Source organism: Halomonas sp. IOP_6 (assembly GCF_021151565.1).
Lineage (GTDB): Bacteria > Pseudomonadota > Gammaproteobacteria > Pseudomonadales > Halomonadaceae > Vreelandella > Vreelandella alkaliphila.
This window is the reverse complement of record NZ_JAIRBO010000005.1, coordinates 189848-206511: the sequence shown is the minus strand read 5'-3', so window position 1 is coordinate 206511 and position 16664 is coordinate 189848. Positions and strand designations below refer to the sequence as shown.

The following is a 16664-nucleotide window of genomic DNA, read 5'->3' as shown; positions in this document are numbered from 1 at the left end:
GGTTGTCAGCCACTCGCGTGCCAGTGCATATCATTACTGGCTTTCTCGGCAGCGGTAAAACCACGCTTATCCACAGCCTAATCGAGCAAAAGCCTGTGGATGAGAAGTGGGCCATTTTAGTCAATGAGTTTGGCCAAATTGGCATTGATCAAGCAATGTTTGAACAGCGCGACGATGTCGTCGTCAAGGGGCTCCCCGGTGGCTGCCTATGCTGCCAGCTGGCCTTTGTGCTGCAGGCTGCACTGGTCAATTTGCTCGCCCGCAACAAACCAGACCGCGTCATTATTGAGCCTTCGGGGCTTGGCCATCCAGCTGGCTTACTCGATCTGCTGCGCGGCGAAGCCTTTCAAGGTGTTGTGGCCGTTCACGATATTATTGCCACCCTAGATCCGCGCCGGTTAGATGAATCTCGGGTCCGTGAACACGAGACCTTTCAAGATCAGTTGGCCATGGCCGATGCCATCGCCATTACGATGGGTGAGCAAGCTAGTAGCGAACAACATGAGCAGGCGCAGCGGTTTGTGACGGAACTCTGGCCACCACGCAAGTGGGTTCATCGCAGTGAGCATGGCACTATGCCGCTATCGCTGCTGTTGAACAGCGGCCAGACCAGTGCCCAAAAAGATACCACTGTTCCTGATACGCATCGTCAAATGATAACAACCCCCACGCTGGAAGGCGCTTTTTTTGATGCAGCCCCTCCGCTGGGCCAACCTCAACACAAGACGGCTAGCTCCCTTGGATACACCAGCACAGGCCTCCGTTGGCACCCCAGCGAACGCTTTGACCTTGATCGTTTGGCCGCCCACTTAGGTGAGTTTCCCTCATCTGCGCGAGTAAAAGGCGTCTTTCATACCGAGCAGGGCTGGAAGCAGCTCAATCGAGCCGATGGAACACTTAGTCTCGGCAATAGCGCTTGGCGGCAGGATTCGCGGCTTGAGGTGATTACCCCCGACAATGACGTTGATACCCACACCAATTTACTGACAGAACTGCAATCATCAGGAGCGCTGTTGGGCTAAGAACGTTTTCTCGATAGCGTCTATCGGCATAGGGCGTCCAAATAAATAGCCTTGAAAAGCTTGGCAGCCATGAGCTAGCAACCACGCTTTCTGGCTCTCTGATTCGACGCCTTCGGCAATGACATCAAGATTTAAGCTTTTCGCCAGGGCAATCGTACTCTCCACAATGGCCGCATTAGCGCTGCTTTCTAACACTTGATGGACAAACGACTGATCGATCTTGAGCTGATCAAGTGGCAACTGCGCAAGATAGGCCAGCGATGAATAGCCAGTGCCAAAATCATCCAGAGAAAAACGCACACCTTGGGCTTTCAGGCTAAGCATTTTGTCACGGGCATCGTCTCGCGTTTCCACAAACAGCGACTCGGTAACCTCGAGCTTTAGCCTCTCAAGCGGTGCTTTTGTCCGCTTAAAAACCTGCTGCAAGCGAGATAAAAAATCGCTATCGCGAAACTGCAGTGGGCTGATATTCACGGAAATCGTCAGTTCACGCAGGTGTGGCGTTGCTGCCCAGCAAGCTAGCTGACGGCATGCATCTTCAATGACCCACTCACCAACCTCATTAATCAGCCCGGTACTCTCTAATAGCGGAATAAACTCGCCAGGTGAAACCATGCCACGCTCTGGGTGCTGCCAGCGCAGCAGTGCTTCAACTCCAGTAAAGTGACCAAAGCGATTAACTTGAGGCTGGTAATAGAGACGCCATTGATGACTCTCCAATGCCTGCCGCAAGTCGGCTTCAAGCTTAACCCGTGCCAGTAGCGTAGCCTGCATCGAAGGATCAAAAAAGCGTATGGCATGACGCCCACTCGCTTTCGCCTGTAATAAGGCCATATCGACCTGCTGAAGGTAGTCTTCGGCGCTTCGCTGGCTATCGGACACAACCGTAATCCCAACGCATGCGGTCACCATGACTTGCTCTTCAGAAAAGCTAATCGGCTCATCAAGTGCCACCAGAAGTTTCTGGGCAATATGCTCTGCTAAGCGGCGTGTCCGGCGTGGGCTTTCATCCACGCCCTCAATAAGCACTGCAAATTCATCACTACCCAGACGAGCCAACGTATCGGTATCGCGCAACATTTGGCCAAACCGCTGAGCAACCCGCTGAAGTAACTGATCGCCAGCGAGATGCCCCAGGGTATCGTTAATATAGTTGAAACGGTCAATATCAATCACCAACAACGCCCCACATCGCTGATGGCGGTTTAGCTCTTTTAGTGCTGTCTCCATTCTGTCCATAAACAGGCGTCGATTTGCGAAGCCCGTTAATGGATCGTAAAACGCGAGCTGATGGATCTCTTGCTCAGCGGCTTTACGCTCACTGATATCACTCATCGTGGCAACGTAATTGGTGAGCACTCCGTCTGCATCGTAAACAGCACTGATCGTCAGCCACTCAGGGAACAGCTCACCATTTTTGCGCTGATTCCAGATTTCACCTTCCCAACTTCCTGTGGTCATCACCCGCTTCCACAAGCGCTGATAAAACGCTGCATTATGGTGGCCCGAGCTAAACATACGCGGGTTCTTACCGATCACCTCTGCATCGCTATAGCCGGTTATACGCTTAAACGTCTCATTAACTTTTAAAATATTTCCCCGAGCATCCGCCACTATGATACCCAGGTGGGCTTGAAAAGCAGCCGCGGCAATCTGCAGCTCCACTTCTGCGCGCTTCGCTTCGGTAATATCACGGTTCACCGATAACACTCCCTCAAACTGTCCAGCACTACTTATTAGCGGACTCACGGTGGCATGAAAATGGTGTGGCTGTGCATCAATGGTCAGCGGATACTCAAATCTTTCTACTTTATGCAACTGCTGTACTCGCTCAAAAACGGCGGCAAATGCACGAGCTAAGGGAACCGGCAAGACATGTGAAAAGTGTTTCCCCAGCGCATCTTGGCTTTGAACAAGTAGCTGCTCAGGGGAAACCGCATGGATATAGCTAAAGCGCCCTTCCACATCAAATACAAAAATCAAATCCTGGATCGAGTGGACTAGGGCATCCATACGCGCCCCGCGCGCTTGCGCTTCGGCTCTTGCTAGCTCTCGTTCTTTTATTCGCTCATGTAGTTGATAAGCTAACGCGAGGCGGTTTAGGTAGTGGCGAACGCCCCAGGCTCCCAATAGCGTAATCAAACCAGCGACCAACAATAACACCAGCAAACGCTGGCGCCATCCTGTCATCAGCGTATGAAGGTCAACGCCCACTGCAACAAATACCGGATAGTCACTAATGCGTTGCATGTGAAATAAGCGTTTACTTCCGTCAAGGGGCGAGATCGCGGTTAATGTCCGATCAAGATTACCGCTGTTTAACCACTGCTGTGTCTCAGGTGCATCAAGTTGGCTACCAATGAGCATTCCTTCATGGGGAGCCGGGTGCCGAGCAACCACTTTTAGATTTTCATCTATCAGTGCCATACTCTCACCGTCATACAGTCGCATTTGCTGCAGCGCACTATTGAGGATATGCGGCATGATGCGAGACATAATCACACCAGCGAAATCACCCTGGTCATTCACTAGACGCCTGCCATGGTAGAGAAAGAAACGCTGCTTGCTTGCCGACCAAATAAGCGGCGTCATCATTTCGTCTTGGCCACCTTGTTGAAAGGTGCGGAAAAAAGCGCTGTCGCCAACCCCCTCCCCAACATGTCGATTATCGTTACTGCTTAGACGTAGGCGCCCCTGAGGGTCTAAGACACTAACACTATCGATCAGTGGCACGTAATCGGTAAGATTGTCTAGCGCTCGCTGGACGGCAGTTGCACTTTCCGCCCCTAAACTATCCAACTCCGAATCGTTTGCTTGCTGAACATCCAACAGCTCGGCCAGACTAAACAAACCTTGGCTGCTCTGCCCAAACATGCCTTTCACCCATTCTGACACCACATTCGCACGGGCAATCACGCGGGATTCAGCCGCATTAACTTCTTGGTGATATTGGCCTTTGAGCAACCAGCCAAACAGCGCAATCATCATACATAACGACAAAATATAGAGCGTAATAACGCGCTGTTTTTGGCGCCGAAAGCCAGGCATTGTCTGGCTTTTGTTAGTTACCCGATCACTGCGAGGTAGCAGCATTATATGTAGGCCTTATTCAGATATCCCGAAGCACACCTGATACAGTATAAAAAGAACGGTGAAAGATAGACCACAGCGGCTCCTCGTAAGCGGTGCTAAATAGTGGCGCGGCTTGTTTTTGATGTATATCTATTTTCAGCAAAAAAGCTCATAAAAGTCGTTATTTTACTTAATAAGAGGCTGCCATGGCATCGTTAGGCCAAATGAGTGACTACGAAGTACGCTTGGTACGTATTTTTAAAACGGTAGTGGAATGCGGTGGTTTCACCGCTGCGGAAACCGCTTTAGGCATCAGTCGCTCAGCCATTAGCCAGCACATGAATGATTTAGAAGGCAGGCTAGGCTTTTCACTATGCCAACGTGGCCGAGGCGGCTTTAGTTTAACCGAAGAAGGCAAAGAAATTTACCAAGCAGGTTTGACTCTACTGACCGCGCTCGAAGCCTTTAAAAGCGATGTCAATGCATTGCATCATACCATTAAGGGCGAACTAAATATCGGCATCACCGATAACTTGGTTACCTTGCCCGCCATGCATGTTACTGATGCGCTCGCCGAGCTAACAGCGCCAAACCATGAAGTCACCGTTAATATCCACATGGAACCTTCGGACGCCGTTATTCGGAGCGTGATGGATGGCCATTTGCATGTCGGCGTAGTGCCCGCCGTTAATTTACCCACCAGCTTAGAAACACACTTGTTGTATGAGGAGCCTTCGTTTCTTTACTGCGCAGTTGGCCACCCCTTGTTTGATGAAACTGATGAAGCATTCACAGCTGAACAGATCGCCGCTTATCCAGCGATAACGCCTCGCTACCCACTCCCTAGCGATGCACGTAAAGCACATGATGCGTTAAATTTACAAGCGTCTGCCTCTGATCGGGAGGGCGCTGCGTTTTTGATTCTCACTGGACGCTTTATCGGTTTTCTTCCAGAACATGTTGCCGCCCAATGGGTTAATGCCAATAAGATGCGCGCCCTTCAGCCGGGTGCCCAGCGTTATCAGATTCCGTTTGTTCTAATCACTCGCCATGACCGCCGACCCAACCGGGTGGTCGATGCATTTTTAGGATTTGTGAAAGGCGCAAAATAGCTCACCTGTTTATACCAAGCACAAAATAATCAAAGCTCGGCTAAATACCGAGCTTTGATTATTAACGACGTTTACATATAGCGAGTTTATGGCAGTTTTGCTGTCTCGCTGGCCATGTGTGGCGCGGGCCCTACCTGAGAAGACGGTGTTAAAACTTGGCTTGCGGCGTAATAAACAATCGCGCCAAGCGCAGAGCCGGTAAACCAGCCATAGTCATAGAACCAGTTCATGGTGCCGGTTAACAGCGAGACTAGCGTCAGTGCCACCGGCACGCCGAACGCAATAAAACCCGCCACATTAACCGCAGGATAAGCATGGTTATCCATATATAAGCTAGGCACATCTAAACGCTGCTTTTTAATTAGGAAATAGTCCACTGCCATGATGCCTGCGATGGGGCCAAGCAGGCTGGAGTATCCTAGCAGCCAGTTTGAATACATCTGCTCAAGCGACACCCCTTGAGCAATGAGACCCGCTTTCTGCAAAAGATCGTAGCCCATCAATAAAACACCCACAGCTCCGGTTATCAGAACGCCACGCGTCTGATTAATCCATTTTGGCGCAATATTTTGAAAGTCATTGGTTGGCGAGACAATATTCGCGGCTGTATTGGTAGACAGCGTTGCAACAATGATCAACACCATCGCTAGCACGACCCAAAAAGGACTATTGATCATCCCTATCAAGTTAACTGGATCAGCGATCGTTTGTCCCACCAACGATTCTGAAGCTGCAGTCAATACAACGCCCAACGCTGCAAAGAAGAACATTGTCAGTGGTAGCCCAATCACTTGGCCAACAATTTGATCTTTTTGGCTTTTGGCAAACCGGCTGAAATCAGGAATGTTCAGCGACAACGTCGCCCAAAACCCCACCATCGCAGTTAAGCCTGCAAAGAAATAGCCATATACCGACGCTCCTTCTGGGCGCGAAGGCGGTTGCGCTAATAGCTCAGTCATCGACATGTGCGGCCATGCCCACATCATTAATCCAACCCCCACAGCAAGCAGCAATGGCGCCGCTAGGGTTTCCAGCCACTTGATCGACTCGGCCCCACGAATGACCACAAGAAGATTCATTGCGCCGAAGACAAAAAAGCCTATCACTTCACCTACCCCACCCAGCGCAGCCCAAGCGGGGACCAGTTCGGATAACAGAAGATGAATAGCCAAACCACCAAACATCGTTTGAATGCCAAACCAGCCGCAGCCTACGAGAGCCCGCACCAAACAAGGCACATTAGAACCTAAAATACCGAACGATGATCGCAGCACAATTGGAAAGGGAATACCAAATTTAGTGCCAGGAAAGGCATTTAGAGTGAGCGGAATCAGGACAATCACGTTGGCTAGAAAAATGGCAAAAAGCGCCTCACCCACACTCAGGCCAAAGTAGGCGGTTAACACACCACCCAACGTGTAGGTCGGCACACAAATCGACATCCCCACCCAAAGTGCCGCAATGTTCCATTTGCTCCAAGTGCGCTCACTCGCCTGAGTGGGCGCAATATCTTTATTGAAACGAGGGCTATCACCTACGTCTTTGCCTACCTCGAGTTCAATTAACCCCTCTCTGTCCACCATTCGGGATGTTGAGCCAGTCATATAGTCTCCTCAGCAGCGCTGTTGCCCATTATATTCACGGTGTCTGTCTTTTAAGAGCAATAAGCGTGCCTAAAACAAAAGCACAAACACTAACCTATTGATCAAAAAGCTGACTTATCAGGCAGACATACACATACCTTTAGCGTGATTGTTGTTATTCGCCTTCCAGCTATTAAAAGCCATTAATAAGCGTAGCTATTTAAATAAAATACGCACCAAAAAGATGCGCAAAAAACATCAACACCCAAAACAAAACATCATAAACACATGTTTTTAAAGCAAAAATAAAACATCACCAACATCGAACAGCGCTTCACCAACTTAGCAAAAAAAGCACTAAAGATAATAAAAACATCAAAAAATCAAAGAGTTAAATAAATCAAGTAAAATTATTAAAAAACACTTGAAACAACACCTCATAAAGGACTATGTTCAAAAAGCTGTCAAACATGACAACTTTATAAACAACAATAAGACGCTCGCTTACCCTCGCTTGTATTACGCTATTTTCAAAGCACGTTTCACAAGCAAGGCTAAGCGAAAAAGGCACAGTAAGACGCCGCTGCACGCCACGTAACCACAAACTTGTTACTTGACCAGTAACGTACCGACATGCGTACGCATGCGGTTGGCGCGTATGACTTGAGAGGGCTGTTCTATGCAGAAAATGAAAATTGGCTTAATTCAAATGGGTCTCAAAACCAGTACCGATTTAGACCCCGCGGCGATCCGCGATGCGATGAACGAAGCGCACTTACCGATGATTCAGCAGGCCGCCGAACAGGGTGTGCAAGTACTGTGTTTTCAAGAAGTCTTTAACCAGCCGTACTTCTGCCCAAGCCAAGATGGCAAATGGTATGCCGCCGCAGAGCGGGTTCCAGAAGGTCCCACGTGTCAGATGATGCAAAAACTGGCTGCCGAACACCGCATGGTAATTATCGTGCCCGTGTATGAAGAGACAGAGACCGGCGTTTACTACAACACCGCCGCCGTGTTTGATGCCGACGGTAGCTACCTCGGCAAATATCATAAAACTCATATTCCTCAAGTGGCTGGTTTTTGGGAGAAATTCTTCTTCAAACCGGGGAAATCAAACTGGCCGGTCTTCGACACTGCCTACGGCAAAATTGGTGTGTATATCTGCTATGACCGCCATTTCCCTGAGGGCTGGCGTGCACTGGCACTCAACGGTGCTGAGGTGATCTTCAACCCCTCCGCTACCGTGGCAGGGCTTTCCCAGTACCTATGGGAGCTTGAGCAGCCTGCTTCTGCCGCGGCTAACGGTTGCTTCATTGCCGCTATCAACCGCGTGGGCACAGAAGCACCCTGGAATATTGGCAACTTCTATGGCTCCAGCTACATCGTCAACCCCCGCGGCAAAATCGAAGCCCAGGCCAGCGAAACGGAAGATGAGCTACTAGTGCATGAAATTGATTTAGACATGGTGCGCGAGGTGCGCAATAACTGGCAGTTCTTCCGCGATCGTCGCCCCGATGCCTACACCCGCCTCACTGATGGTGAGTAGCCCTGTTGATGAATCATACGAGGACTGCATGATGAGTTTATTGATCAAAGGCGGCACCGTCGTCACCCATGCCGATACTTACCGCGCCGACGTTCTGTGCGTCGACGGAAAAATCCACGCCATTGGCACCGACCTAGACCTCCCCGACAACTGCGAAATCATTGATGCCAGCAATCAGTTGGTAATGCCCGGCGGCATTGACCCTCACACCCATATGCAAATGCCGTTTATGGGCGCAGTGGCTAGCGAAGATTTTTACACCGGCACCGCAGCTGCTATGGCGGGTGGCACCACGACGATTATCGACTTTGTCATTCCAAGCCCAGGCCAATCACTCTTAGAAGCCTTTGAGACGTGGCAAGGGTGGGCAGAAAAAGCGGCTACCGATTTCGCTTTCCACGTGGCAATCACCTGGTGGGATGAGAGCGTCAAAGAGGAAATGGGCACCCTGGTGCGCGAACATGGAGTGAATAGTTTCAAGCACTTTATGGCCTACAAGGGCGCGATTATGGCCACTGATGACATATTGGTGGAAAGCTTTTCACGCTGCCTGGAATTGGGCGCGGTACCTACGGTACACGCCGAAAACGGCGAACTGGTTTACCACATGCAGCAGAAACTACTGGCCCAGGGCATTACCGGGCCGGAAGCTCACCCACTTTCGCGCCCACCACAAGTAGAAGGTGAAGCCGCCAGCCGAGCGATTCGAATTGCCAGCACGCTAGGCGCGCCGGTTTATCTGGTACATGTATCCACCAAAGACGCCGTCGATGAAATTGCCTATGCCCGCCAGCAAGGCCACCCAGTATTCGGCGAGTGCTTGGCAGGACACTTACTCATTGATGACAGCGTTTACCAGCATCCCGACTGGGCAACCGCCGCGGCCCACGTAATGAGCCCACCGTTCCGCCCCAAAGGGCATCAGGAAGCGCTTTGGCATGGCCTGCAGTCTGGCAATTTGCAAACCACTGCCACTGACCACTGCTGCTTCTGCGAAGAGCAAAAAGCCGCAGGCAAAGATGACTTCACTAAGATCCCTAACGGCACCGCAGGGGTAGAAGATCGCCTTGCAGTGATATGGGACGCAGGCGTTAACAGCGGCAAGCTCTCGCCCCAGGAGTTTGTCGCGGTGACTTCCACCAATACCGCCAAAATTTTCAACCTGTACCCTCGTAAAGGTGCCATCCAAGTGGACGCCGATGCCGATATTGTGGTGTGGGATCCTAATGGCACACGTACGATCTCCGCCAAAACTCATCATCAAAATGTCGACTTCAACATTTTCGAGGGCAAAACGGTGCGCGGTATTGCTCGCCACACGATTAGCCAAGGGAAATGGGTATGGCGAGACGGTGAACTGCACGCCGAGCGTGGTGCTGGGCGCTACTTAAAACGCCCCGCCTACCCAGGTGTTTTTGAGCTACTGGCTAAGCGTGCCGAATTAAATGCGCCAGTAGCCGTAACGCGCTGAACAGCTCCTCAAGAAAAGAAAAAAGCCAACAGGAGAGATGACCGTGAACCACTCACTTGATCACCTGCCAAGCGCACAAGAGGTCGGCACCTACGACCCACCAACACTGGCAAGCAACTTTAGCGACCTCCATCCGCCGTTAACCCACCGCCAAGCAATGATCGAAAGCCAGCGCTGCTTGTACTGTTTCGACGCCCCCTGCGTTGAGGCGTGCCCATCGGATATTGATATCCCCAGCTTTATTCGCCAAATCAGCGAAAACAACATTAATGGCGCCGCAGAAACCATTCTGGAAGCTAACATTTTAGGTGGCAGCTGCGCCCGAGTGTGCCCCACTGAAATCCTCTGCGAGCGTAGCTGTGTGCGCAACCATGATGCAGAGTGCCAGCCAGTGTTAATTGGCCTGCTGCAACGCCACGCCACTGACAACATGCAGTTCGAAAGCCACCCGTTCAAGCGGGCGGCTAACAGCGGCCGCCATATCGCCGTGGTAGGCGCCGGGCCCGCCGGCCTTTCCTGTGCTCACCGTTTGGCGATGCTAGGCCATCAAGTGACCATTTTTGAGGCCGAACAAAAACCAGGCGGACTGAATGAGTACGGCATCGCCCGTTATAAGATGACCGATGACTTCGCCCGTAAAGAAGTGGAGTTTCTACTAGAAATAGGCGGCATTGAGCTTCAGTACGGCCAGCGCCTCGGTGATAATTTGTCGCTTGCGACGCTGCACCAGCAGTTTGATAGCGTTTTCCTCGGTTTAGGTCTTGGTGCCAGCCGTGCCCTAGGGCTGACGGGGGATGATGCTCCCGGCTTAATGCCAGCCGTTGACTACATTAAAACCCTGCGCCAAACCAAAGACCTAGAGAGCTTACCTGTCGCCAAGCGCTGCATTGTGATCGGCGCAGGCAATACCGCCATTGATATGGCGACTCAAATGGCCCGGCTTGGTGCGACAGAGGTAACGCTGGTCTACCGCCGTGGCACAGAGGCGATGTCTGCTACCGATCATGAGCAAGAAATCGCCAAAGCTAACGGCGTACGCATGGTGACGTGGGCCCAGCCAGACGAAATTTTATTGGATGACCAAGGGCGCGTGGCGGGTATGCGTTTTGCCAAGACCCACGACCAGGCTGGTCAGTTAACACCCACTGGTGAAACATTCGACCTTACCGCCGATGCCATCTTTAAGGCGATTGGCCAAGGCTTTGATAGCGCTAGCCTGACGGATGAAGCCGCCAGAGAGCTTGCCCGCGACGGCGAACGTATCCAAGTTGATGCTTTCTTCCGCACCTCAATGCCCAATGTTTACGCGGGTGGCGACTGCGTCAACTCCGGCCAAGATCTCACCGTTCAAGCCGTTCAACACGGCAAACTGGCTGCCCATGCCATTCACCAAGCGCTTGCCGCCAAGCAGGAGGCCGCATGAACACACTTCCTTTCACACCACCGGGTAAGAAAAACAGCGGCGACAGCGTGGTAAACGGCATTGACCTGTCGGTGAACTTTGCAGGCATCAAAGCCCCGAACCCGTTCTGGCTAGCCTCTGCCCCGCCCACGGATAAAGCCTATAACGTAGTGCGCGCCTATGAAGCGGGCTGGGGCGGCGTCGTCTGGAAAACCCTTGGCGAAGAGCCACCTGCGGTGAATGTCTCTTCACGTTACTCTGCGCACTATGGCAAAAACCGCGAGGTGATCGGCTTCAACAATATCGAACTCATTACCGATCGCTCGTTGGAGATCAATCTTCAAGAAATTACCCAGGTGAAAAAAGACTGGCCCGACCGAGCGCTGATTGTCTCCATCATGGTGCCCTGTAATGAAGAAGCCTGGGCGTATATTTTGCCACTCGTGGAAGCAACGGGCGCAGATGGCATCGAGCTCAACCTAGGCTGCCCTCATGGCATGCCGGAACGCGGTATGGGGGCGGCGGTCGGCCAAAATCCCGACCTGATCGAAAAAGTTGCCTACTGGTGTAAGAAGCACTACTCCAAACCGGTGATTGTAAAACTCACCCCCAACATTACCGATATCCGCGTGGGTGCCCAGGCCGCGCTACGGGGTGGCGCCGATGCGGTATCGTTGATCAACACCATCAACTCGATCACTAGTATCGACCTGGACAATATGGTCGCCAAACCCACGGTCGGCCACCAGAGTACCCACGGTGGCTACTGCGGCAGCGCCGTGAAGCCTATCGCGATGAATATGGTGGCAGAGATTGCCCGCGACCCGGCAACGCCAACGCTGCCGATTTCCGGTATCGGCGGTATTTCTACCTGGCGGGATGCGGCAGAATTTATCGCCCTGGGAGCAGGTAGCGTGCAGGTATGTACCGCTGCAATGCTCAACGGCTTTCGCATTGTAGAAGAGATGAAGGATGGCCTTTCACGCTGGATGGCAGAAAAAGGCTACGACTCTATTGAATCGTTCTCGCGCAAAGCAGTGCCCCAAACCACCGACTGGAAACATCTGGACATCAACTTTAAAACCATTGCCAAAATTGATCAGGACCTGTGCATTGAGTGCGGTCGCTGCTATATCGCTTGCGAGGATACCTCCCACCAGTCGATTGCCAAGCTTACCGAGCAAGATGGCGCACGCCGTTACGAGGTAATTGAAGACGAGTGCGTTGGTTGCAACTTATGCCAAATCACCTGCCCAGTGGAGAATTGCATCACCATGGTGCCTCAAGAAACCGGCAAACCATTCCTAGCCTGGGACAACGACCCTCGCAACCCCTTCCGTGTCGCTTCATAAGCATGTCCCATAAACGCCTCATCACAACCTAGTCTTCATAGCACCGCCCTCCTCTGTGAGGGCGGTCACGCTTTGCGCAACAGCTTGTTCCGCTATAAGAAGGCGACATAGCGCCTCTTCTCTTGAGACTATGAGAAACTATCGCATATAGAACACTTTCTCATAAAAGGAACTCCGATGAAGCCTACCTCTTTTGCCACTAAATTCGTTCCTACATTCGCCATAGCCGTACTGTTTTCAGCCATCAGCGTAAACGCTCATGCCGAACAGCGCCTCGCCACCTTCGACTTAGGCAGTCTAGATACGTTAGATGCGCTGGGCTTAAGCGAGCAGGTGGTTGGCGTCCCCAAGCAGAGCCTGCCCACCTACCTAGAGCAATACGCTAGCCACCGCTATAGCGATATTGGTGGCCTGCGCTCACCGGACATGGAGGCCATCAGCGCTAGCGAGCCTAGCCTGATTCTTTACACTGGCCGCCAGGGCGATTGGGAAGAAGCGCTTGGCGATATTGCACCGCTACTTAACACCAGTTTGCAAGGCGATAACTACCTCGCCGCTTTTGACGACAACGTGCGTGAGCTAGCCAGCCAATTTGGGGCGGAAAGTGAAGCTGATGAGGCACTTGCAACGCTCCACACAGAGATCGAAGCGCTACGCGAAGCACTCAGCAATGCCCCCAGGACACTGGTCGTCACTCACAACGGCGGCAACCTGATGCTTAACCAACATCCCGTCGTTCACGATGTGCTAGGCGTGGAAGCGCTCAACATGCCGGAGAGTGTGACCTCAGAAACCCGTGGTGAACGCACCTTTACACCGCTTTCTGCTGATGCCATTGCCGACATCAAACCAGACGTTGTGCTGGTCATTGATCGCAGCGCCGCCATTGGCGATGAACCTGCGGATGCCGACCAACTGCGCCAAGCACTAGCCGAGGCTGGTACTACCCCCCAGCTAGTGATGCTAACCCCGGCACTTTGGTACCTCTCCGGTGGCGGCCTACAAAGCTTAGCGCTACAAGTTGAAGAGGTCGCTGCTGCGCTGAATTAAGTGCTCGATGAATCCTCATGAATCTTGATCTGGTAAAGCACGCAATAGATCACCGGTAGCACGATAAGGGTGAGCAGCGTGGCAACACCGAGACCACCAATCAGCGCGACCGCCATGCTGGCGAAGAATGCATCACTAATCAGCGGGATCAGACCCAGCATGGTGGTTAGCGCAGCCATTGAAACGGGTCGCACGCGGCTAATGGCGGCGCGCACCACGGCGTGATAGCGATCTTTGTGCAACGGCAGTTGCACATTGATCTCTTCTACCAGAACAATGGCATTTTTAATCACCATCCCGATCAAACTCAGCGTGCCCAGCAGCGCCATAAACGAGAAAGGCAACCCGGTTAGCAGTAACGCGGCCACTACGCCGACAATGGTCAACGGCACCAAAAACCAGATCGCCAGCGGCTGACGGAAGTTATTAAACAACACCACCGTGATAATAAACATCATCACCAACCCAAGTGGCAACGACGCAAACAGGCCGCTCTGGGCTTCACCGGCGGTCTCAAATTCACCGCCCCACTCAAGCCGATAACCAGGTGGCAATTCAAGTGCTTCTACTTGGGGTCGAACTTGAGCCAATACGCTAGCCGCCGTCACTCCGCTTAGCGGGTCGGGTTCGCCATACACCGCCAGCATACGCTCTCGGTCACGGCGCATGATTAGTGGATCTGCTACCTGGGTCGTCACATCGCGCATCACTTGATCCGCAGTGATGTAGCGCCCCTGTTCGGCGCTCCATACGTTAAGCGACCCGACATTATCGATATCGTTGCGCTGCTCGGGTATCGCTCTGGCGACAATCGGAATCAGGTCGCTGCCGTCACGGTAGATGCCCACCTGACTACCACTCGTACTCAGCGCCAGTGTGGCCGCCAAATTCTCGCGCGTAACGCCCAGCCGTCGCGCTGTGTCTTCGGCAAAAATTGGCACCACGGCCTGAACACGGTTACGCCAGTTGGTGCGGACACTGACCATATTAGACGTATCACTAAACAGTGCCGCGACTTGATCACCTAGCTGGCGTAATACAGCGGGGTCGCTGCCGTAAAGCCTGGCTTCGATCTTGGCTTTCGGGGCAGGGCCAACTTCCAGCGGGGCAATTTTATAGTCGATATCGCTGTGATCGCGCTCAAGTACGGCTTCGATATCCGCCATGCGCGCTTGCTGTGTCGCTTTGTCATCGGTTTCGACAATTAGCTGTGAATAGCTGGCATAGCGGTCTTCCGGCGCATAGGTCAGGGTAAAGCGCTGGGCGCCGCCGCCTACCACAGTGGTGAGATGGCGGACACCCTCCATCTCCATAACCACCTCTTCCAGCTCTGCAACCCGCCGCTCGGTTTCCAGAATATCGGTGCCTTCCGGCGTGCGGTAATCAACAAAGAAGATGGGCGTATTCGAGGCAGGGAAAAAGGCATTTTTGACGGAACCAAAACCGACAACCGCACCTGCCAGTATGACCATCACCAGACCAAGTGTTAGCCAACGCAGCCGGATACCCGCCACAATCACGCGGCTAAACAAACGGTACACCACCCCTTTGTAAGGATCTTCATCTGTGCTGCTAGGCGCCACATTGCGAAACAGCAGTTTGAAATAGAAAGGCGTGAGCGTCAGCGCTGTCAGCCAACTTAGCAGCAGTGAATACAGCAACACATAGAACAGCGAGCCGATGAATTCACCGGTGGTATCTGGCGACAACCCAATTGGAGCAAACGCGGCAACTGCGATCAGCGTGGCTGCTAGCAGCGGCCAGGCATTTTGTTTAACCACCTGATGCGCCGACTCACGAATACTCTGGCCACGCTTTAGGCCCACCAGCATGCCTTCAGTGACCACAATGGCGTTATCGACCAGCATCCCCAAGGCTATAATCAGAGCCCCCAGCGAGATTTTTTCCAACTGCAAACCGTGAATGCGCATCAGCATAAAGGTGCCAATAATGGTAATCAGCAGAATAAAGCCCATTAGTAGCCCGCTGCGCCAACCCATAAACAGCATGAGCACCACAATAACAATGGCCACCGCCTGGATCAGGCTGATTAAGAAACCGGATACCGCCTCATCCACCACGCTCGGCTGGTCATAGACCACATTGAGCTCCATACCCAGCGGGGTGCGTGCTTCCAGTTCGTCAAGCCGCTGTTCAAGCCGGGCACCTACTTCGACCACGTTGACGCCGCTTTCAAACGAGATACCCAGAGAGATAGCTGGTCGCCCCATGTCGCGATAAAGCTGCTGCGGTTGCTCGGTCAAGCCACGGGAAACCTCTGCGATATCGCTCAGCCTTACCAGCTCGCCGTTACCTTCACTAACGATTAACGCGCGTAAATCATCAATATCGGCGGAACTACCCGAAGGCGTTACTCGGAAACGCTGCCCCCCCTGCTTCAAGTGACCCGAGTCCACTACGGCATTTTGAGTATTAAGCAATTGCTGGAGTGAACTTAGCGGAATGTTCAGCGCACGTAGCCGCTCTCGGTCAACTTCTATAAAAATGCGCTCCTCTCTTACCCCAGCCAGAGACACCTTTTCAACGCCGTCGACCAAGGCGAGTTCACGCTTAAGAAACTCGGCTTGGCTTTTTAAATCGGGCATGGCATAGCCATCACCGGTCAGGTTAATCATCAAGCCGAACACATCGCCAAAGTCATCGTTAACTCGTGACTGGCTAGCGCCTGGCGGCAAGGCGGCCTGCGCATCGCCAACTTTACGACGTAATGAATCCCACAGCTGCTGAAGCTCATCGTTTTGCACCGTGCTTTGCAGCTCGATGGTAATTTGCGAAAACCCGTTAGAACTCACCGAGCTGATGCGTTTAATCGCGGGCATTTCTTGAATGGCTTCTTCCAGTGTCGAGGTGACTTCCTGCTCCACCTCTTCTGGCGTAGCACCAGGATACTGGGTGGTGACTAGCGCATTGCGAATGGTAAATTCAGGAAACTCAAGCTGCCCCATGCCAGTGAAAGCGAGCGCCCCGCCGAAGAGCAGTACCACGGTCATTAAATAACTAGCGGCCCGGTGGCGTAAGAAGTAATCAACCATC

10 protein-coding genes are annotated in these 16664 nt (G+C 52.5%); 7 read left to right on the top strand and 3 right to left on the bottom strand.

The window, feature by feature from the left end:
• Positions 1-2 precede the first annotated feature (2 nt).
• A complete protein-coding gene (locus K7H08_RS11460; protein ID WP_038478599.1) occupies positions 3-1022 on the top strand; it encodes a CobW family GTP-binding protein in 1020 nt (339 codons plus the stop codon).
• Here K7H08_RS11460 and K7H08_RS11455 read toward each other — a convergent pair.
• Positions 1002-4115 (bottom strand): bifunctional diguanylate cyclase/phosphodiesterase, encoded by a 3114-nt coding sequence (locus K7H08_RS11455; RefSeq protein WP_231657983.1) that lies wholly within the window; start codon positions 4113-4115, stop codon positions 1002-1004. The genes K7H08_RS11460 and K7H08_RS11455 overlap by 21 nt on opposite strands.
• Before the next feature lie 185 nt (positions 4116-4300).
• Here K7H08_RS11455 and K7H08_RS11450 point away from each other — a divergent pair, with 185 nt between their 5' ends.
• Positions 4301-5206 carry a LysR family transcriptional regulator gene (locus K7H08_RS11450; protein WP_231657979.1) on the top strand — a complete coding sequence of 302 codons (906 nt, stop codon included), beginning with the start codon at positions 4301-4303 and terminating at the stop codon, positions 5204-5206.
• 86 nt (positions 5207-5292) lie between these two features.
• Here K7H08_RS11450 and K7H08_RS11445 read toward each other — a convergent pair whose 3' ends face one another.
• Positions 5293-6810 carry an NCS1 family nucleobase:cation symporter-1 gene (locus tag K7H08_RS11445; RefSeq protein WP_231657977.1) on the bottom strand — a complete coding sequence of 506 codons (1518 nt, stop codon included), beginning with the start codon at positions 6808-6810 and terminating at the stop codon, positions 5293-5295.
• 658 nt (positions 6811-7468) lie between these two features.
• Between K7H08_RS11445 and K7H08_RS11440 the strand changes: the two genes are divergently transcribed.
• The 5 genes from K7H08_RS11440 (at position 7469) to K7H08_RS11420 (ending at position 13610) form a co-directional block, all read left to right on the top strand.
• Positions 7469-8335, top strand: a complete 867-nt coding sequence (locus K7H08_RS11440; RefSeq protein WP_089040646.1) for a nitrilase-related carbon-nitrogen hydrolase — start codon at positions 7469-7471, stop codon at positions 8333-8335.
• A gap of 31 nt (positions 8336-8366) precedes the next feature.
• Entirely contained in the window at positions 8367-9806 is a 1440-nt protein-coding gene (gene hydA, locus K7H08_RS11435; protein ID WP_231658081.1) for a dihydropyrimidinase, read from the top strand.
• A 37-nt stretch (positions 9807-9843) separates the two neighbouring features.
• The gene (locus tag K7H08_RS11430; protein WP_269438884.1) at positions 9844-11229 is read left to right on the top strand and encodes an NAD(P)-dependent oxidoreductase; all 1386 of its coding nucleotides are present in this window, start codon (positions 9844-9846) and stop codon (positions 11227-11229) included.
• On the top strand, positions 11226-12560 hold the full coding sequence (gene preA, locus K7H08_RS11425; RefSeq protein ID WP_089040645.1) for an NAD-dependent dihydropyrimidine dehydrogenase subunit PreA: 1335 nt from the start codon (positions 11226-11228) through the stop codon (positions 12558-12560). The genes K7H08_RS11430 and preA overlap by 4 nt, the downstream gene beginning before the upstream one ends.
• 177 nt (positions 12561-12737) lie before the next feature.
• A complete protein-coding gene (locus K7H08_RS11420) occupies positions 12738-13610 on the top strand; it encodes an ABC transporter substrate-binding protein (RefSeq protein ID WP_231657973.1) in 873 nt (290 codons plus the stop codon).
• On the opposite strand, the gene K7H08_RS11415 is transcribed toward K7H08_RS11420, so the two are convergent.
• Positions 13607-16663 carry an efflux RND transporter permease subunit gene (locus K7H08_RS11415; RefSeq protein WP_231657971.1) on the bottom strand — a complete coding sequence of 1019 codons (3057 nt, stop codon included), beginning with the start codon at positions 16661-16663 and terminating at the stop codon, positions 13607-13609. The genes K7H08_RS11420 and K7H08_RS11415 overlap by 4 nt on opposite strands.
• Position 16664 lies beyond the last annotated feature (1 nt).